Origin of the sequence: Brevundimonas sp., assembly GCF_035935935.1 — a bacterium.
Classification (GTDB): domain Bacteria; phylum Pseudomonadota; class Alphaproteobacteria; order Caulobacterales; family Caulobacteraceae; genus Brevundimonas.
Window position 1 is genome coordinate 180,519 of the sequence record NZ_DASYWO010000004.1, and the last position, 17,630, is coordinate 198,148.

Consider the following 17,630-nt stretch of genomic DNA (forward strand, 5'->3'; position numbering starts at 1 on the left):
CCACGACCGTTTCTGACGTGCGTCATGGCGATGGTCCGTCGCCGCGACTCCCGCTAAGGAACGGACCATGAACGCAGAAATCATCGTCGCCCTCGCCGCAGTCGCTGCTGCCTTGGTTGCCATCATCATCGCCGTGGCCGCGCGACGCGGAGGATCGACCGCCGGGCTTGAAACCGCGCTGACGCGCGAGGTGGATCGTCTGCGGGACGAGATGGACCGCAAGGCGCAGATGCAGCGCGAGGAGGTCTCGGCGGGTCTCTCTAGGATGTCCGACAGCTTGGACCAACGCATAGGCGCCCTGACGACCAACTTCGACACCCGGTTAGGCGCCTTCGCCGAGTTGCAGACCAAGTCCTCGTCCGACTTGGCCGAGAGCCAGCGGCAACGCTTGGGGGAGACCAATCAAGCGGTGCTGAAGCTGACCGAGACTTTGGCGAACCAGCAGGCCGAAGGCCGAAAAGCCCTTTCCGAAGAGCTTGAGAAGGTCCGCGCCGCGCTGGGCGATAACATGGAGAAGCTGCGCAAGGAGAATGAGGCCAAGCTCGAGCAGATGCGCGCTACGGTGGACGAAAAACTTCAGGCCACCCTCGCCGAGCGTTTGGGCGAGAACTTCAAAATGGTCAGCGAGCGGCTGGACACTGTCCACCGCGGACTGGGCGAGATGCAGGCTCTGGCCACCGGCGTAGGTGACCTCAAGAGGACGCTGGGTAATATCAAAGCGCGCGGCTCCTTCGGCGAGGTGCAACTTGGCGCCCTGCTGGACGATATGCTGACCCCGGAACAGTACGGGCGGCAGGTCCGCGTACGGCCCGGCACGGCTGAGGCCGTCGACTACGCTGTTTTTTTGCCCGGCCGTGACGAGGGCAGCCGCCTTCTGCTACCGATCGATTGCAAATACCCGGCGGCGGACTACGAGCTCCTGATGGGTGCACAAGAATTGGGAGATCCCGCCGCGGTCGATTCGGCGGCGAAGGGGCTGGAAAAGGCCATCCGGATTCAAGCCAAGAGCATTCGCGACAAGTACGTGCATCCGCCGGAGACGACGCCTTTCGCCATCCTGTATCTGCCAACCGAAGGTCTGTTTGCTGAGGTCATCCGCCGACCTGGGCTGGCGGCAGCTCTCTCGGCGGACTTCAGCGTCACCGTGACGGGTCCAACCACGCTGGCGGCCACGCTGAACAGTCTCAAGATGGGCTTCCAAACGTTGGCCATTCAGAAGAACGCCGGCGACATCGCCAAGGTGTTGGGCATGGCAAAGTCTGAGTTTCAGAAATACGGCGCCGTCTGGGAGCAGTTGGGTCGGCAACTCGACACCGCCCGCAAGACTGTTGACGAGGCGGGACGTCGCACCCGTGCGGTAGAGCGCCAGCTGCGCAGCGTCGAGGTCGTTGCCGACGGACGGCAGGAAACCTCGCTGTTGGATGCCGCTGTGGATGCCGACCCCGCCGGCTGACGACGACAAGCCTTGCGGACTTTCTGACAAGGTCGCTTGACAGTGTTGCCGATCGATGTAAAACACCCTTGTCAAATCGACGGGGGAGCTTGTCATGACCGACCAACCGATCCGCAGACGTCGCCGCCTCGGCTACGTGGCCATGCTGGGCGTCAGCGCGCTCGTCGGCCTGGTCGTCGGAGGCCTGTCCGCCCTGATCGATCACGTCGGCGGCGCGGCGGCCGGTCCGCTGCGGATCGCCCTGCTGTCGGCCGGCGTCGCCGCGGCCGCCTGGATCTGCGTGGCCTGGTGGCGGAGCGCCGATGAAGCCGTGCGCGAGGCGCACAAGTGGGCGTGGTACTGGGGCGGCTCGACCGGCATGGCCGCCGCCATGGGCCTTTTCGCCCTGTCGACCTGGGGCGCGATCGACGTCGCCCTTCCGCCGCTGGGCAGCGGCCCGGACGACCTCATCATGACCGGCATCGCCTTCACCGTGGGGGCCCAGATCGTCGGCTATGCGATCGCCTGGGCGCTCTGGTGGCTGCGGCATCGGTAGGGGCAGGCCATGAACAACCGCCTCAAGGTGCTCCGCGCCGAACGCGACTGGTCCCAGGCCGATCTGGCCGACCGCCTCGGCGTCTCCCGCCAGACCGTCAACGCGCTTGAGACCGGCCGCTACGACCCGTCGCTCCCCCTCGCCTTCAAGATCGCCCGCGTCTTCGGACAGCCGATCGAAGCCATCTTCACAGACGACTGAACCCTCCCCGAAAGGACCTCCACATGACCCTCGCCTCCCGCCTCAAGACCTCCGTTGCGGCCCTGACCCGCTCCGCAGCCGGCGCCGCGCTCGGTCTGGGCCTCGTCGCCACGCTGGCCGGCTCTCCCGCCGCCTGGGCCCAGGAAATCGCCGTCGCCCCCGCGATCGTGCCCCAGGCCCCGGCCGGTTCCGGACCCGCCCTCTGGGTCGTCAGGGACGCCGATTCCACCATCTACCTGTTCGGCACCGTCCACGTGCTGCGCCCGACCACGGCGTGGGGCACCCCTGCGGTGGACGCGGCTTTCGCCGACGCCGAAGAGATCTGGTTCGAGATCACCAATCCGGACGATCAGGCCGCGGCCCTGCCCCTGATCATGGAGCACGGCATGGACCCGTCGCGCCCGCTGAACACGCTGCTCACCGAGGCCGAATACGCAAAACTGGGAGAGGCCGCCGGCGTCGTCGGTGTGCCGGTCCAGCAACTGAACATCATGAGGCCCTGGCTGGTCGGCCTGACGTTGTCGATGGCGCCGCTGGTCAAGGCCGGTTACGACCCGACGTCCGGCATCGAGTTGGTCCTGCGCGCCCGCGCGGTGGCCGAGGGCAAGCCGGTCAAGGGGCTGGAGACGATCGAGGAGCAGATCCGGATCCTCGCCGGGTTCCCGGAGGACGCCCAGCTCAACTTCCTGCGCCAGTCGCTGGAGACCTATGAGAACGCGGCCACCGAGCTGGACGATCTGGTCGCCGCCTGGTCGACGGGGGACGTCGACGGTCTGGCCGGGTTCGCCCACGAGATGCGCGACGACGACGCCCGCATCTACGACGCCATGCTGACGCGTCGGAACACCAACTGGGCCGGCCAGATCCAGACCCTGCTCGAAGGGGAAGGCACCGTGTTCATCGCCGTCGGCGCCGCCCACCTGGCCGGCGACGACTCCGTGCAGACGATCCTCGCGAGGCGCGGCGTGACCGTCGAACGCGTGCAGTAGATTCCCCCCGACCGCTGCTGCGCGACGCCCGCTTCCTTTCCGGAGGCGGGCGTCTTCGCGTGCGGCGACGCTTGGTGTTGCATATGACAATGCTTCGCAATAGACGTGCGCGCCCCGCTTTCTGCCGCCGTCGAGTCCCATGCGCCCCCTGCTGCTTCTGTCCGTCTCCCTCACCGCCGTCGCGGGCGCCGCCCACGCCCAGCAGGCCCCGGCCGCAGCCGGGCCCACCATCGTCGATCCCATCGTCGTCACGGGCCGGGCGGAGGGCTACCGGGCTCTGAACGTCGTCACGGCCACCAAGACCGACACCCCCCTGCTCGACGTCCCCCAGAGCGTCGCCGTCGTCACCGCCGAGCAGGTCGAGGATCAGGGTCTGGACAGCCTCGGCGACGTCCTGCGCTACGTCCCCGGCGTCACCGTGGGGCAAGGCGAGGGCAACCGCGACCAGATCACCCTGCGCGGCCAGAACACCACGGCGGACTTCTTCGTCGACGGCGTGCGCGACGACGTCCAGTACTATCGACCGCTGTACAACCTCGATCGCATCGAGGTGCTCCGCGGCCCCTATGCCCTGATCTTCGGCCGGGGCGGCGGGGGCGGCATCGTCAACCGCGTGCAGAAGGCCCCCGGCGCCGACGCGGCCTTCGGACAGGCCCGGATCTTCGTCGACGGCTACGGCGGCCGTGGCGCCTGGATCGACGTCAACCGGCCGCTGGGCGACCGGGTCGCCTTCCGTCTCAACGCCATGGTCGAGGAGAGCGAAAGCTTCCGCGACTTCGTCGACGGCTCGCGCTGGGCGATCAATCCCTATCTGGCGGCCGAGATCGCGCCGGGCTGGGACCTGGGTCTGTCGTACGAGCACGTCGACGACGACCGTGTGCCGGACCGCGGGGCGCCGTCGTATCTGGGTCGCCCGCTGGAAGGGTACGACCAGTTGTTCTTCGGCGTCCCCGGCGTGAACCGGACCACGCTGGACGCCGACGTCGCCAAGCTGCGTCTGGACGGCCGGATCGCCCCCGGACTGAGCCTGAACGCGACGCTGGTCTATGCCGACTACGACAAGCTTTACGCCAACGTATATCCGAATGGCCCGGCGACCTCGCCGACCGGGACCGTGCCGCTGGCCGCCTACGTCGACGCCACGGACCGGACAAACGCCCTGTTGCAGTCGAACCTGATCTGGGAGGTCCTGGGCGGCCCGATCGAGCACCGCGTCATGATCGGCGTCGAATACGGCGATCAGGACACCGACAACGCCCGCCTGAACGGAACGCTGTCGAACCCCACCTTCAGCCTGAGCGCGCCAGCCTATCCGACCGTGACCTTCGGCACGGCCGCGCGCGACACGGTCAGCCGGGTGACCACCACCTCCGCCTACGCCCAGGACCAGATCGGTCTGGGCCGGTTCTTCGACGTGATCCTCGGCCTGCGCTGGGACCGGTTCGAGATCCAGGGGACGGACTTCCTGCCGACGCCCGACCGCGCCTTCGGCCGCACCGACGACATGGTGTCGCCGCGCCTGGGCCTGGTCTGGAAGCCGGCGGAGGCCGCCTCGCTCTACGCCAGCTACAGCCGCTCCTTCCTGCCGCGCTCAGGCGAGCAGTTCGCCTCGCTGACCCCCACGACCCAGAATCTGGAGCCGGAGGAGTTCGAGAATCTGGAAGTGGGTGCCAAGTGGGACGCGCGGCCGGGCCTCTCGCTGACCGCCGCCCTGTTCGAGCTGCGCCGGACCAACGCCACCACGCCGGACCCGGCCAATCCCGCCGTCACCATCAACGTCGGCGAGACCCGCACGCGCGGGCTGGAGCTCGGCGTCGCCGGCAGCGTCACCGACCGCTGGACCGTCGCCGGAGGCTACACCTGGCAGGAAGCGGCGCTGGACGGAAACGATGCGGTCGAACTGGCCCACGCCCCGGAGCACAGCCTGTCGCTCTGGAACCGCTACGAGGTCACCGCGACGCTGGGGCTGGGCCTCGGCGTCGTGCATCAGTCCGATCAGTGGGCGGCCATCCGGACCGCACCGACGACCACCCGTTTGCCAGGCTTCACCCGCGTGGACGCCGCGGTTTTCTGGGCCCTTACGCCGTCGGTGGACGTGCAGATCAACGTCGAGAACCTGCTGGACGAGGGCTACTGGTCGGACGCCCACAACAACAACAACCTGACCCCCGGCGCGCCGCGCAACGCCCGCCTGACGCTGTCCGCCCGGTTCTGAGCCGCGGCCTCCCGCTCATGAAAAGGCCCCCTCCGTCGCCGGAAGGGGCCTTCATCATTCAGCGCGGGCGGAGCGTCAGCCGCGCACGCCCAGTTCCCGGAGCAGGCGCGGCTGCGGATAGACGACCCGAAGCGCTTCCGTCACCGCCGCCGTCGACACCGACACCGTCCGGTTCAGCGCGGCGTCGTAGCCGAAGTTTCCGCCCAGGGAATGGATGTTGCCGTCGAAGGCCGCGCCGATCACCTCGCCGCGGGCGTTGATCACGGGCGAGCCCGAGTTGCCCCCGATGATGTCGTTGGTCGAGGAGAAGTCGAATACCAGATCCTTGTTGATCCGGCCTTCCGCGGCCAGGAAGCCGGCCGCCGCATTGAACGGCTCCGAACCCGTGGCGCGCTCGTACAGGCCGCCGATCCGGGTGAAGGCCGGAACCTCGACCCCGCGATAGGTCCACCCTTTCACCTCGCCGTAGCTGATGCGCAGGGTGAAGGTCGCGTCCGGATAGATGTTCGAGCCGTAGACGGCGAAGCGGGCCTGCGCGACGCGTTCGGCGGCCTGGGCCGTCGGGATGGTCACCTTCTGGTTCCACTCGGTCGCCACGGCCTGCGAGGCCGCGTCGTTGGCCATGACCCAGGCGATCAGCGGATCGGCCGCGGCCAGCTGTTCCGGCGTCATCGACAGGGCCGCGACGCGGAAGGCCGGATCGGCCAGCTTCGTGCCGCCGATCACGCGGTCGGCCAGCGCCTCAGGGCTTTCGCGGCCCAGCAGCGCCTTCACCTGCGGATGGTCGACCGTCAGGTACTCGCGCGTCTTGGACAGCCAGTAGCCGAGACGGATCTCCTCCATGTCCATGTAGATGGGCGTCGCTTCGCCCAAGGCCGCCTCAAGCTGGGTCTTGCGCTCCGCGGTCAGCTGTCCGGCCGCGTTCTGGGCGGCGGCGCGGCCGATGGCGCGGGCGTAGGCGAACAGCTGCGAGCCGCCGCCGGCGCTCTGCGCCAGCTGGCGATACGGCAGGTACAGGTCGCGGGCGACGCCCTGGATGGCTTCCAGCTCGGTCCACGGGTCGCCGATGCGCTGCTTCAGCGCCGGGTCCGCCTCGACGGCGGCGCGCAGGCGCGCCTCCTCTTGCCGTTTGGTCCCCATGAAGGCGGGGTCCAGCAGGGACTGGTGCTGCCCGTACTGCGCCTTGAAGCTGTTCTCCAGACCGAAGATCGGATCGACGGAGACGCGCTTGGCCTCGTCGCCCGAGGCGGCGTAGGTCAGCAGCCGGCCGCGCAGCTCGGACGACTGGATCAGCGTGATCGGAAGCTGCTGGTCGCGCAGACGCTCCAGCTGGCTCATGGTCAGCAGGCGCGACGTCGAGCCGGGATTGCCCACCACGAAGGTCGGCTCACCCTCGCGCGGCGCGTTCGGGTTCCACTTCAGATGATTGGGCGTGGCGACCGGCTTGCCGTCCTCGTAGGCCCGCAGGAACGAGGCGTCGAGCGCATAGCGCGGGAAGTTGAAGTTGTCCGGGTCGCCGCCGAAGAAGGCCGCCTGGAACTCGGGCGCGAAGGCGATGCGCACGTCGTCATAGCGACGGTACTTGTACAGGGCGAAGCGGCCGCCGCGGTAGAAGTCGACGACCTGACAGTTGAACTTCGGATCGCCGGCGCAGCTCTCCTGCGCGATGCGGGCGACTTCGGCCTGCCGGGCCTGGGCGAAGGCCTGACCTTCCATGCCCATGCCGGCCATCAGCATGCGGTCGGTGACGTCGACGATCTCCGTCAGCACCTCAGCGGTCTGGCCGGGGCAGCGCTTCTCTTCCTCGCGCGTGCCGACCTGGAAGCCGTCCTTCACGTAGTCCGTGTCGGACGACGAAAGCTCCTGCAGGCAGCCGACCACGCAGTGATGGTTGGTCAGGATCAGACCTTCGGGCGAGACGAAGCTGGCCGAACAGCCCTGGATGCGGACCGCCGCCATCCGCACCCGGTCGAGCCAGGCCTGGTCGAGGCTCAGATCGTACTTCTCGTTCACCGTCTGCAGGGGGAAGTTGTCGAAGGTCCACATGCCTTCGTCGCGCGCCACCGAGACGCTGGGCGCGGCGATCATCATGGGGGCGGCGGCGATCACCGCCGACAGCGCCATGGACAGGCGCAGGGATCGGAATTTCATGCGTGAAAGGCTCCGGGCGCCGCGGACCTTCCGCGACGAGACGGCGGACCATCCTCCTGCGCGGGCCGCGGGGCAAGAGGGTCCGTTACCCCGATTTAACTTGGCCCCCCCGACCTTCGCGGGGGATACCGGAACACTGTCAGGGGAACTCGCGTCGAATGTCGCTCGCGCTCGCAACGCTGCTCTATGAGTGGCGCCGCTACATGGCCGCCGTGATGGCGCTGGCGCTGTCCGGCCTGCTGGTCATGGCCATGACGGGCCTGTTCATCGGCATCGGCCGCGGCTTCACCGCCCAGATCGACCGCGCCGGCGCCGACGTGATGGTGCTGGCCCCCGGAGCGAAGGCGCTCGGCAACGGCCCTTCCGGCGTGCCCCGTCGCTTCATTCCGCTGGTCTACCGTCATCCCGAGGTCGTCCAGGTCCGCGCCCTGTCCGGTTGGGGCGGCCAGTTCCAGAGCATCAAGGAATACGATCCGACCGAGTCCGCGGCCCAGCGCGCCAAGCGCGGCGCGCCGCGGCAGGAGCAGGTCCAGATCAGCGTGGTCGACACCGCGCCCGGCGCCGTGACGATTCCGACCGACTATTCCGACGAACTGGTGAACGCCCTGCGCCAGCCGTACACGGTCGCCATCGACGAGACCGCGCTCCGGCGGCTGGGCGTGAAGCTCGGCGACAAGGCCCTTCTGAACGGCAACACCGTCACCGTCGTGGGCGTGACGCGCGGCTACCCCAACATGATGGTCGCCACGGTGGTGATGTCGCGCGACACCCTGCGCATGATCGGCGGTCCCAACGATTCCAGTCTGCGGGTCGGCCCGCTGATGGTGAAGGTCCGGGATCCGGCCCGGGCCGAGATCGTCGCGGCCCAGCTCAACGAAATGGGGGCCGGTCAGTACCGCGCCTGGACCCGCAGCGAGCTGGCCCAGGCCAACGAGGCGTCGATGTTCGAGGAGGGAATCCTCGTCGTCATCATCGGCGGGTGCGTGGTGCTGGGCACCATCATCGGAGTGGCCATCACCTGGCAGACGCTGCGCGGCGCCATCATGGCCAACATCAAGGAGTTCGCCTCACTGCGGGCGCTGGGCGTCGGCATGGGGTCATTGCGCCGCATCATCATGGAGCTCAGCTTCTGGGTCGGCATCGTGGGCGTCATCGCCGCGGCGGGCCTGACGTGGCTGGTGTCCCTGCTCGCCATGGCCGGAGCCGTCATCATCTCCATCACCCCGGCCATGCTGATCGTCGTCGGCGGCGGCCTGATCTTCATCGCCATGATGTCCGGCTTCCTGTCGCTGGGCGTGCTCAAGAACAGCCAGCCGGCGGACCTGCTGCGATGATGACGACCAAGGTTCACGGCAAGCACGGCGACTTCGCCATCGAGGCCAGGGGGCTGCGCAAGCGGTTCAAGACCGGCCGCACCTTCATCGAGGTGCTGAAGGGCGTGGACTTCGACGCCCGCCACGGCGACCTGACCATGGTCATGGGGCCGTCGGGTTCGGGCAAGTCGACCCTGATCGCCGCCCTTTCCGGCCTCCTCAAGCCGGAGGAGGGGCGCGTCGACGTGCTGGACGTCGACGACCTGTGGAAGCTGTCGTCCGGCCGCATCGACAAGTTCCGCCTGGATCACTGCGGCTTCATCTTCCAGGGCTTCAACCTGTTCCCGGCGCTGACGGCCCTGCAGCAGGTCGAGACCGTGCTGAAGTTCCAGGGCCTGTCCGACGGCGACGCGAAGAAGCGGGCGAAGGCCGCGCTCGAGGAGGTGGGCCTGGGCCCGCGCCTGCACATGCGTCCCTCGTCCCTGTCCGGCGGCGAGAAGCAGCGCGTCGCCATCGCCCGCGCCCTGGCCAAGGATCCCAAGATCCTGTTCGCCGACGAGCCGACCTCGGCCCTGGACGGCGAGAACGGTCAGGTCGTCATCCGGCTGCTCCGCCGGGCGGCTTCCGAGCACGGCGCCGCCGTCATCTGCGTCACCCACGACCCGCGCCTCGAGGCCTGGGCCGATCGCATCATCAAGATCGAGGACGGCGTCATCATCGACGACCGTCGTCACGTCCCTGACCCGAACGCCGTTCTGGCGTCGCATCACTGAGCCGCGAAAGACCATGGCCATGCCCGGTTTCCTGAAGAAGAAGCGCACCTGGATCGGGCTCGCGATCATCGTGCTGCTGATCGTGGGCTTCATGTTCATGCAGGCGCAGGGCGCGGCGAAGAAGGCGGCCGACGACAAGGCCGCGGCCGAGGCGCCGGAGAGCCCCTACGCCGCCGTCGCCAACGGCAAGGCGGACGTCGAGGGCGGCATCGTGCAGATCGCGGCCCGCCGCGGCGGCATCGTGCGGGCCGTCTACGTGCAGGAGGGCGACCGCGTCGTCGCCGGCCAGATCCTGGCCCGTCAGGAGGACGACGAGGCCCGTCTGGCCTACAGCCGCGCCGCCGCCGAGGTGGCCCAGGCCGAAAGCCAGCTGGCCCAGATCCGGGTCGAGCTGTCGACCGCGCGGCGCGAGCTTGAGCGTCTCTCGGCCCTGGTCGATTCCAACTTCGTCGCCGCCCAGCGGATCGATCAGGCCCGCGATGCGGTGGCCTCGGCCGAGGCGCGCATGCAAAGCCAGAACGCCTCGATCCAGACCGCCCGCGCCCGGCTGGCCGAGGCCGCCTACAATCTGGAGCTGACGGTGATCCGGGCGCCGATGAGCGGCCGCATCGTGCGCCGCTACGCCAATCCGGGCGCGGGCGCCTCGACCCTGAACGTCTCGACCATGTTCGACCTCGAGCCCGACGCGCCGCGCATCGTGCGCGCCGAGATCGTCGAGAGCGACATTCCCAACATCATCGTCGGCCAACAGGTCGAGATCAGCCCCGAGGGCGACCCGTCCAAGGTCTACGTCGGCCGCGTCCTGCGTCGCGCGGCCGTGTTCGGGGCCCGCAAGCTGGCGTCGGACGACCCGTCGCAACGCTCCGACGAGCGCGTCGTCGAGGTCGTGGTCGCCTATGACGAGGCGCCGCTGCTGATCGGCCAGCGTGTGCTGGTCAAGTTCATGAAGCCCGGCCAGACCGCCGGCGCCGCCCGTCCGGCGGTCGTCGGGGTCGGCCCCGACCGGGCGATGAAGAAGGCGGGCTGACCTAGGCCAGCGCCGCCTCCAACGCCGCGTCGCGACCCGCGGCGATGGCCTCTGAGGTCTGCGGCGCGAAGACGTCCGGCTCCACGCCGGCATCGGGTTGCGGTTCCGGCGGGAACTGCCCGATCAGGGGCAGGTCGACCTCCAGTCCCGTGGCCGGCAGCCGCACGAAGTAGAAGGCCCCGCCGTTTATGCCGCGCCGGTTGCCGCCGGTCGTCTCTCCGACCAGACGGCCCAGCCCCTCGCGCTGGATCATCTGGGCGAAGTTGAAGGTGGCCGAACTGTTCTGCGGTCCCACCAGCACCGACACCGCGCCCTGGTACCGCGGCCCCTTGGGCACGATCTCACCGTCCACTTCCGCGCCTCGCTCGAGGCTGAAGTAGCGGTCGTCGAACAGCACGGCCGCGTCCCCCCAGTCGTCGAAGCTGCGGTCCCAGGTGTCCAGCATCGGCTTCAGATCGTCCGGCACGCGGCGATACCGCACCAGCCGGCGGACGGGCGCGGGTCTCAGGGTCCGGTCCGTGAGACGCGCCGCCAGCACGTCGCCGCAGTCGATGCCGCCCTCGTTGGCCCGGACGTCGACGATCAGCCGGGGCACGCCGTCCGCGACCAGCTGGTCCATCTGCCGGTCCAGCCAGCCGCGCCAGTCCCAGCCGCTGTCGTACAGGCCCCAGTCGCCCATGGTCAGCACCGCAGCGTCGCCCAGCCGCTCCAGGGTCCAGATCGGCTGGTCGCCGTCGGGCTCAGTCACCTTGCGCTGCGCCCGTCTGGCCTCGAGCGAGAGGCCGTCGACGCTCGCCGACCGGGTCCGCCCGTCGGGGCCGACCACCTCCAGCGTATGCCGGCTGCGCGCCCCGAACAGCAGGGAGTGGAAGACGTCGAAGCTCTCGTAGCCGTCGGTGGCCTGCACCGACATCAGCCGGCGCCGCTTGCCGTCGGCGCCGCCGTCCGCCCGCGCGACGGACATCAGACCGGCCAGCACCTCGCCCGCCGGCCGGCCGTTCAGGCGCACGACCTCGCTGCCGGGCGCGATGCCCGTCCCCGTCGGATCCGCCGTCACCACCATGCGGTCGCCCAGCCACAGGAAGTGGAACGGCAGCCGGTCCGGCCTGTCGAACAGCCGGGCCTGCACCGCGCGCGTCTGATTATAGAAATTCGCATAGGTGTGGCCGCAGCGGACCCGCCCCAGAAACCGGGACAGCGTCACATAGGCGGCCTCCAGCGACCGCACGTCCGCCGCCTCGGCTTCCAGCCGTTCGAAGGCCGTCGCCGCTTCCGGTGGGGTCAGGTAGCGCAGCAGGCCGGGATGCAGCGTCTCGTACACGCGGCGCAGCGCCCGCACGTCCTCGACCAGGGCGCCGGCGGGCAGGTCTTCGGGCGCCGCGATGGCCATGGACGGAGCGAGCGCCGCCGCCGCGGCGCCCGCCAGCATCGTTCGTCTCGAGAGGGGAAGGGTCATCGTCGCCTCCTGCTTCAGGCGGTCACGTCGCCACGCCGGAGGCGCGGGGTCGTCCCAGATCACGGCAGAAGGTCGAAAACTCAGGATTCGGGACGTCGCGCCCGCGCGCGCATCTGGCGCGGCGTGACGCCGTGGCGCGCCAGAAACGCCCGGTTGAAGCTGGCCTTGGACGCGAAGCCCGCCTCCAGCGCCAGATCCAGCACGCCCTCGTCCGATCCGGCGAGAAGACGTTCCGCCACCTCGTCGCTGCGCAGGTCGTTGACGAAAGTCGAGAAGTTGACGCCCAGCCCCTCATTGACGGCGCGCGACAGATAGCCGGCGTTGGTGCCCAGCTTCCGGGCCAGGCCGGAGAGCGTCAGGTCCGGCTGCCGGTGCCAGCCCTCCGCCCGGACGCGCTCGGCCCAGACCCGCCCCTGCGCGCGCCAGTCCCGGGCCGGGGCTCCCGCATCGGGCGCGTCGACCTCGGGGCGCGGCCAAGGCGTCCGCGTCTGGCGCCAGCCTTCGACGGCCAGATAGACGGCCATCGCGGCGACGCCGAGGTACAGGCCCATCAGCCCGCGATACCCCAGCGGCCGCACCGCGTCCCAGGTCTCGTACGTCACCCAGAACACGCCCAGCGCGGCGCCGGCCACGGTCACGCGGTCCAGCCAGCCGGCGGCGAACCCCGCGTCGTCGCTTCGCGACCGGGCCAGCCGTCGCCGATGTCGGCTCAGCACCCGCGCGGTCGCCCAGCCATAGCCGATGAAGCCGACGGCCAGCCCCACCGCGACGACCAATTCCGACACCGGGCTCGTCAGGTCGGACCAGCGGCCCTTGAGGGACAGGGGCAGGATGAAGGCGGCCGCCTGCCAGACGAACTGCGCCGCGCCGGGCAGAAGGTGGACCCACCATCTGGCCGGCCACCCGCCGGTCGTCAGCGCGCAGGCGTACAGCCACAGCAGCGGCGCCGCCCACAGGGCGTTGGCGACGGGCAGGAACGTCAGCCACGGCCAGCGGTCGTAGAACCCGGCGAAGCCGATGGTCCACGGGGTGAAGACGCCGACCAGCACCACGAGAAGGGCGGCCAGGGTGCGCGCGGCCCGGCGGTCATGAAAGCTGAACCAGAGGCCCAGAGCCACCGGCAGCACGACCGCCGTCGCGGTGACGAGCACGGCCGTCCGCCATCCGAAGACCAGTCCCTCCAGCATCACGTCAGCTTAGCCGAAGCGCGGCCGCTGTCAGCGCCCCTCGAACCCGGGCGTTCGCTTGTCCAGGGCGGCCGACGCGCCCTCCGCATGATCGTCGGTCAGGTGCGCCAGCGCCTGCATGGCCGCGGTCATTTCCAGCATCTGGTCGAAGGTGACGTCGCGGCCCTGCCGCAGCAGCGCCTTGGCCATCCGCAGGGCGTGCGGCGCCTGGGCGGCGATCTGCCCGGCCGTGTCCATCGCCTCGACCATAAGGCGGTCGTGCGGGACGACGCGGTTGACCAGGCCCCAGCGCTCGGCCGTTTCCGCGTCGATGGATCGACCCGTGAACAGCAGTTCGGCGGCGCGCGCATAGCCGACGTGGCGCGGCATCAGCCACGCCCCGCCGTCGCCGGGCACGATCCCCAGCTTCAGGAAGGGGACGCCGAACACCGCGTGGGCGCTGGCGATCTTCACGTCGCCCAGCCCCGCGACGTCGCAGCCCAGTCCCATGGCCGGTCCGTTGATCGCGGTGACGAGCGGAACTTCGAGCCCGTACAACGATCGCACGATCCGATGGACGACGCGGCGATACCGTTCGCGGATCTCGGCGCCCGAGCCGGCGAACAGGTCGCGCCTGTCCTTCATCGCCCTCAGGTCGCCGCCGGCGGAAAACGCCCGGCCCGATCCCGTCAGCACCACGCAGCGCACGCCCATGTCGGCGTTCACCGCCTCGCAGGCCGCGGCGAAGGCTTCACCGTCCTGAAGGTCCGGCATGGCGTTCAGCCGGTCCGCCCTGTCCAGCGTCCAGATTTCGACGTGGCCGTCCCGCCGCCGCTGGATCAGATCGGTCATGGTCGCCCCTTGAACCCGCGCCCCCGCCTCCGATATGGAGCGCGCCAAGCGAGGCCACGTCCTCCCCCGCCCGCGCGCGGGTTTCAAGTCCGGGACGGCCCGGCGTTTCCCAAGGGAGAACGCCTCGTGGCCTGGATGTATCTCGTCGTCGCCGGACTGCTGGAAGTGGTCTGGGCCTATCTGATGAAAAGGTCGGACGGCTTCACCCAGCTGTGGCCGTCGATCGGCACGCTGGTTTTCATGGGGCTGAGCTTCGGCCTGCTGTCGCTGTCGATGAAGTCCCTGCCGCTGGGCACGGCCTACATGGTCTGGACCGGGATCGGCGCCGTCGGCGCCTTCGTGGTCGGCGCCGCGGTGCTGAACGAGCAGGTCGGACCGATGCGGGTCGCCGCGGCCTTGCTGATCGTGGCCGGCATCGTGCTGATGAAGCTGTCGTCCAAATGAACAACCCCGGCCTGGGGCCGGGGTTCACTTCACGCCGAAGGGTGCGCTTAGCGGGTCTTCGACCCGAGCAGGCCCTTGAGGGAGAACAACGGCGCGCGCCGCGGTCTCGGGGCCGGATCGACCAGCAGTCCGCCGAAGTAGGCGAACGAGGTCATGGCGTGTTGCAGGTTTCTGCGTTCTTCGTTCATTTTTGGCGTCTCCTTTCACGGAACGAGGAAAAGAGACGCGGCGTGCTCTCAGGGATTCTCACCCTCTCAGTCGTTTCGCGTCACGGTTCCATATGGGGACACGCATGGCCGCCTGTCCAGCTTTTTCGTCCGGTTTCGGAGCATATTTCGTGAAACCGTCCATCTCGCCGCGGTCGATCCCGACGCCCTGCGTGCAGGTCTGCATCGTCGAGCCGACGTCCGGACTTTGTCTCGGCTGCAAGCGCACCCTGCCGGAGATCGCGCAGTGGTCCCGCTTTTCGGACGCGGAGCGCGCGGCGATCATGGCCGACCTGCCGTCGCGCGAGACGCCGTTCTGAGCGTCAACCTTTCGTCAGCCACGTCCCTTCACCGCGTTCTCACCCGCCGCCTCTAGAAGGATCCGGTCCGCAGAAGCGGACGCGTGAGCGAGGCGTGCATGCGACTGGGCGGTTCCAATCTGGCGGCGGCGGTCATGGCGGCGGGCTCGGCCTTCACCGCCGCGTGGTGGCTGAATCAGCTGGAGGCCGTTTCTCCCGCGCACGCCGCCGTGCCGGTGGTCGTCCAGCAGGACTGGCCCCGCGACGCGGCCGGAGGCGGCGCGACGCAGATCCTGCGCGGGCCCGACGGTCACTGGTGGGCCGACGCCATGGTCGACGGCCGCGCCGTTCACCTGATGGTCGACACCGGCGCCACGGTGGTCGCCCTGACGCCCGAGGACGCGCACCGCCTCGGACTGGACCTGTCTCCCGCCGACTTTTCAGACGAGATCCGCACCGCGGCCGGTCCTGCCCGCGCCGCGCGCGTGCGGCTTCCCTCGCTGTCGGTCGGCGCCGTGCGCGTGGCCGACGTGGACGCCGTCGTCGTCGAGAACGGCCTGCCGCATTCGCTTCTGGGCATGAGCTGGCTGGGGCGCCTGTCGGGCTTCGAGGCCTCGGCCGACGCCCTGACCCTGCGGCCCTAGAGGGCTTTGACGACCACCGCGCCGGCCGCGATCAGCAGATAGATCGCGAACGACAGCCTCAGCGTCCGCTTCGGGAGGCTGTGCGCCAGCCGCGCGCCCCACGGCGCGACCAGTCCGGTCACCGTGCCCATGATCAGGGCGGCGGGCACGTTGACCCACCCGAGCGACAGCGGCGGCCGGCCTTCCGCCCCCCAGCCGAAGACCACAAAGCCCACGGTCGCCGCCGCGCCGATGGCCATGCCGAAGCCGGACGCCGTCGCCACCGCCTGATGGATCGGTCGGCCGCACAGGGTCATCATCAGCCCTCCGAAGCTGCCGCCGCCGATGCCCATCATGGCCGACAGCCCGCCGATGCCCGCGCCCACCAGCCGCCGCGCCCATCCCGTCGGGAGGTCTGGCCGCAGGCGGAAGCCCTCGGGCGTCAGGGCCAGCTGCAGGGCGACGGCGCCCAGCCCCAGGCCGTAGACGATCGCCAGACCCTCCATCGACGCCAGTCCCGCGATCGCTGCGCCGATCAGCGCCCCGGCCCCGACCCAAGGCGTCCAGGCCTTCAGAACCACCTCGTCGACGGCGCCGTGCCGCCGGTGAGCCGCCAGCGAGCGCCAGCTGGTGATGACGATGCTCAGCAGGCTGGATCCGACCGCGACATGCAGATTGCTCTCGCCGCCGACGCCCAGGATCTCGAAGGCCCAGAACAGGACGGGCACGATCACCGTGCCGCCGCCCACGCCGAACAGGCCGGCGATCATCCCGGCGAACACGCCGGCGCCCAGCAGGGCGGCGATCAGCGCGGCCCCCTCCGCGACGCTCACGCCGCGCGCCTTGCCTCGGCCTCGCGCACGGCGTTCAGCGCCCGGTCGACGACCTCCAGACCCGCGCCGGGCCGGATCGCCTCGACGGTCAGGATGCGGCGGAAGGCGCGGGCGCCCGGCCGGCCGTGCATCACGCCCAGCATGTGCCGGGTCATGGCCGCCAGCGGCACGCCGTCGGCCAGCCGCGCGGACAGGTAGGACTTGTGCGTCTCCACCGCCGCGAACGGATCGACCTCCGCCCCTGTCTCGCCGAAGACCTCGCGGTCGACCGAGCCCAGCAACGCCGGTTCGTGATAGGCGGCGCGACCCAGCATGACGCCGTCCAGCGTCACCCCGTCGCCGCCGGGCGCCAGATGCTCCAGCGCGTCGTCCAGCGACGGCACCCCGCCGTTCAGGCAGATGGTCAGGTCCGGCCGCTCCGCCTTGAGCCGCCGCACCAGCCCGTAGTCGAGCGGCGGCACGTCGCGGTTCTCCTTCGGCGAGAGGCCCTGCAGCCATGCCTTGCGCGCATGCACGGTGAAGCTGCGGACGCCGGCCTCGGCGCAGGCGTCCACCAGCGCGAACAGGGCGACCTCCGGCTCCTGATCGTCCACGCCGATCCGGCACTTGACCGTGACGGGCACGTCGACGGCCGCGCCCATCGCCGCCATGCAGTCGGCGACCAGCGCCGGCTCGCGCATCAGACACGCGCCGAAACGGCCGGACTGCACCCGATCCGAGGGGCAGCCCACGTTCAGATTGATCTCGTCGTAGCCCATGTCCGCGCCGATCCGCGCCGCCTGCGCCAGCTTCGCCGGGTCCGAGCCGCCCAGCTGCAGCGCCACCGGATGCTCCGCCGCGTCGAACCCCAGCAGACGCTCGCGGTCGCCGTGCCGCACCGCCTCGGCCGTCACCATCTCCGTGTACAGCAGGGCGCGCCTCGTCAGCGCGCGATGAAACGCGCGGCAGTGCCGGTCGGTCCAGTCCATCATCGGCGCGACGGACAGTCTGTGCGCGGGAGGCGTCATGACGGCGGCCTCCTACACGAAATCCCCGCGCGGCGCGACGCGCCCCATTCCCGGCGCCGTCCCGCCCAAGTTGCAAGCGGATCGCAG

Annotated in this window: 18 protein-coding genes; 11 read left to right on the plus strand and 7 right to left on the minus strand. The window is 69.9% G+C overall.

The window, feature by feature from the left end; translation table 11 throughout:
• The first annotated feature begins 67 nt into the window (after window positions 1-67).
• The 5 genes from rmuC (at window position 68) to VGR32_RS04295 (ending at window position 5,393) form a co-directional block, all read left to right on the plus strand.
• Complete coding sequence (rmuC, locus tag VGR32_RS04275; RefSeq protein WP_327448380.1) at window positions 68-1,453, plus strand: DNA recombination protein RmuC; 1,386 nt, start codon at window positions 68-70, stop codon at window positions 1,451-1,453.
• Window positions 1,454-1,547: 94 nt separating this feature from the next.
• Window positions 1,548-1,988 (plus strand): hypothetical protein, encoded by a 441-nt coding sequence (locus VGR32_RS04280; protein ID WP_327448382.1) that lies wholly within the window; start codon window positions 1,548-1,550, stop codon window positions 1,986-1,988.
• Window positions 1,989-1,997: 9 nt separating this feature from the next.
• Window positions 1,998-2,189 carry a helix-turn-helix transcriptional regulator gene (locus tag VGR32_RS04285; RefSeq protein WP_327448384.1) on the plus strand — a complete coding sequence of 64 codons (192 nt, stop codon included), beginning with the start codon at window positions 1,998-2,000 and terminating at the stop codon, window positions 2,187-2,189.
• A gap of 23 nt (window positions 2,190-2,212) precedes the next feature.
• Window positions 2,213-3,178 carry a TraB/GumN family protein gene (locus tag VGR32_RS04290; RefSeq protein WP_327448386.1) on the plus strand — a complete coding sequence of 322 codons (966 nt, stop codon included), beginning with the start codon at window positions 2,213-2,215 and terminating at the stop codon, window positions 3,176-3,178.
• A 139-nt stretch (window positions 3,179-3,317) separates the two neighbouring features.
• Window positions 3,318-5,393: a TonB-dependent siderophore receptor gene (locus VGR32_RS04295; protein WP_327448388.1), complete on the plus strand. Its 2,076-nt coding sequence runs from the start codon at window positions 3,318-3,320 to the stop codon at window positions 5,391-5,393.
• Window positions 5,394-5,468: 75 nt separating this feature from the next.
• Here VGR32_RS04295 and VGR32_RS04300 read toward each other — a convergent pair whose 3' ends face one another.
• Window positions 5,469-7,544 (minus strand): S46 family peptidase, encoded by a 2,076-nt coding sequence (locus VGR32_RS04300; protein WP_327448390.1) that lies wholly within the window; start codon window positions 7,542-7,544, stop codon window positions 5,469-5,471.
• Between the two features lie 158 nt (window positions 7,545-7,702).
• Here VGR32_RS04300 and VGR32_RS04305 point away from each other — a divergent pair, with 158 nt between their 5' ends.
• The 3 genes from VGR32_RS04305 to VGR32_RS04315 are packed head-to-tail and all read left to right on the plus strand — an operon-like array spanning window position 7,703 to window position 10,657.
• Complete coding sequence (locus VGR32_RS04305) at window positions 7,703-8,878, plus strand: ABC transporter permease (protein WP_327448392.1); 1,176 nt, start codon at window positions 7,703-7,705, stop codon at window positions 8,876-8,878.
• Complete coding sequence (locus tag VGR32_RS04310; protein ID WP_327448589.1) at window positions 8,878-9,630, plus strand: ABC transporter ATP-binding protein; 753 nt, start codon at window positions 8,878-8,880, stop codon at window positions 9,628-9,630. The genes VGR32_RS04305 and VGR32_RS04310 overlap by 1 nt, the downstream gene beginning before the upstream one ends.
• Before the next feature lie 19 nt (window positions 9,631-9,649).
• Entirely contained in the window at window positions 9,650-10,657 is a 1,008-nt protein-coding gene (locus VGR32_RS04315; RefSeq protein WP_327448394.1) for an efflux RND transporter periplasmic adaptor subunit, read from the plus strand.
• Window position 10,658: 1 nt separating this feature from the next.
• Here VGR32_RS04315 and VGR32_RS04320 read toward each other — a convergent pair whose 3' ends face one another.
• The 3 genes from VGR32_RS04320 to VGR32_RS04330 all read right to left on the minus strand — a co-directional run bounded on the left by VGR32_RS04320 (window position 10,659) and on the right by VGR32_RS04330 (window position 14,131).
• A complete protein-coding gene (locus VGR32_RS04320) occupies window positions 10,659-12,113 on the minus strand; it encodes a S41 family peptidase (protein ID WP_327448396.1) in 1,455 nt (484 codons plus the stop codon).
• 80 nt (window positions 12,114-12,193) lie between these two features.
• Window positions 12,194-13,300 carry an AraC family transcriptional regulator gene (locus VGR32_RS04325; RefSeq protein ID WP_327448398.1) on the minus strand — a complete coding sequence of 369 codons (1,107 nt, stop codon included), beginning with the start codon at window positions 13,298-13,300 and terminating at the stop codon, window positions 12,194-12,196.
• Window positions 13,301-13,330: 30 nt separating this feature from the next.
• Complete coding sequence (locus tag VGR32_RS04330) at window positions 13,331-14,131, minus strand: crotonase/enoyl-CoA hydratase family protein (RefSeq protein WP_327448400.1); 801 nt, start codon at window positions 14,129-14,131, stop codon at window positions 13,331-13,333.
• Window positions 14,132-14,257: 126 nt separating this feature from the next.
• Here VGR32_RS04330 and VGR32_RS04335 point away from each other — a divergent pair, with 126 nt between their 5' ends.
• Window positions 14,258-14,575, plus strand: coding sequence for a multidrug efflux SMR transporter (locus tag VGR32_RS04335; RefSeq protein WP_327448402.1), 318 nt, complete (start codon window positions 14,258-14,260; stop codon window positions 14,573-14,575).
• A 47-nt stretch (window positions 14,576-14,622) separates the two neighbouring features.
• On the opposite strand, the gene VGR32_RS04340 is transcribed toward VGR32_RS04335, so the two are convergent.
• Window positions 14,623-14,763 (minus strand): hypothetical protein, encoded by a 141-nt coding sequence (locus VGR32_RS04340; protein WP_327448404.1) that lies wholly within the window; start codon window positions 14,761-14,763, stop codon window positions 14,623-14,625.
• A 149-nt stretch (window positions 14,764-14,912) separates the two neighbouring features.
• Here VGR32_RS04340 and VGR32_RS04345 point away from each other — a divergent pair, with 149 nt between their 5' ends.
• Together VGR32_RS04345 and VGR32_RS04350 are read left to right on the plus strand one after the other, a co-directional pair.
• On the plus strand, window positions 14,913-15,101 hold the full coding sequence (locus tag VGR32_RS04345) for a DUF1289 domain-containing protein (RefSeq protein WP_327448406.1): 189 nt from the start codon (window positions 14,913-14,915) through the stop codon (window positions 15,099-15,101).
• A gap of 83 nt (window positions 15,102-15,184) precedes the next feature.
• A complete protein-coding gene (locus VGR32_RS04350) occupies window positions 15,185-15,724 on the plus strand; it encodes a TIGR02281 family clan AA aspartic protease (RefSeq protein ID WP_327448408.1) in 540 nt (179 codons plus the stop codon).
• Here VGR32_RS04350 and VGR32_RS04355 read toward each other — a convergent pair.
• Window positions 15,721-16,536 carry a sulfite exporter TauE/SafE family protein gene (locus VGR32_RS04355; protein ID WP_327448410.1) on the minus strand — a complete coding sequence of 272 codons (816 nt, stop codon included), beginning with the start codon at window positions 16,534-16,536 and terminating at the stop codon, window positions 15,721-15,723. The genes VGR32_RS04350 and VGR32_RS04355 overlap by 4 nt on opposite strands.
• Window positions 16,533-17,507, minus strand: a complete 975-nt coding sequence (dusA, locus tag VGR32_RS04360) for a tRNA dihydrouridine(20/20a) synthase DusA (RefSeq protein ID WP_327448591.1) — start codon at window positions 17,505-17,507, stop codon at window positions 16,533-16,535. Before dusA ends, VGR32_RS04355 begins: the two co-directional genes overlap by 4 nt.
• Between the last annotated feature and the right edge of the window lie 123 nt (window positions 17,508-17,630).

Coding starts and splice junctions, on each gene's coding strand:
- rmuC (WP_327448380.1), top strand. CDS start 68: ATGAACGCAGAAATCATCGTCGCCCTCGCCGCAGTCGCTGCTGCCTTG.
- VGR32_RS04280 (WP_327448382.1), top strand. CDS start 1,548: ATGACCGACCAACCGATCCGCAGACGTCGCCGCCTCGGCTACGTGGCC.
- VGR32_RS04285 (WP_327448384.1), top strand. CDS start 1,998: ATGAACAACCGCCTCAAGGTGCTCCGCGCCGAACGCGACTGGTCCCAG.
- VGR32_RS04290 (WP_327448386.1), top strand. CDS start 2,213: ATGACCCTCGCCTCCCGCCTCAAGACCTCCGTTGCGGCCCTGACCCGC.
- VGR32_RS04295 (WP_327448388.1), top strand. CDS start 3,318: ATGCGCCCCCTGCTGCTTCTGTCCGTCTCCCTCACCGCCGTCGCGGGC.
- VGR32_RS04300 (WP_327448390.1), bottom strand. CDS start 7,544: ATGAAATTCCGATCCCTGCGCCTGTCCATGGCGCTGTCGGCGGTGATC.
- VGR32_RS04305 (WP_327448392.1), top strand. CDS start 7,703: ATGTCGCTCGCGCTCGCAACGCTGCTCTATGAGTGGCGCCGCTACATG.
- VGR32_RS04310 (WP_327448589.1), top strand. CDS start 8,878: ATGACGACCAAGGTTCACGGCAAGCACGGCGACTTCGCCATCGAGGCC.
- VGR32_RS04315 (WP_327448394.1), top strand. CDS start 9,650: ATGCCCGGTTTCCTGAAGAAGAAGCGCACCTGGATCGGGCTCGCGATC.
- VGR32_RS04320 (WP_327448396.1), bottom strand. CDS start 12,113: ATGACCCTTCCCCTCTCGAGACGAACGATGCTGGCGGGCGCCGCGGCG.
- VGR32_RS04325 (WP_327448398.1), bottom strand. CDS start 13,300: ATGCTGGAGGGACTGGTCTTCGGATGGCGGACGGCCGTGCTCGTCACC.
- VGR32_RS04330 (WP_327448400.1), bottom strand. CDS start 14,131: ATGACCGATCTGATCCAGCGGCGGCGGGACGGCCACGTCGAAATCTGG.
- VGR32_RS04340 (WP_327448404.1), bottom strand. CDS start 14,763: ATGAACGAAGAACGCAGAAACCTGCAACACGCCATGACCTCGTTCGCC.
- dusA (WP_327448591.1), bottom strand. CDS start 17,507: ATGATGGACTGGACCGACCGGCACTGCCGCGCGTTTCATCGCGCGCTG.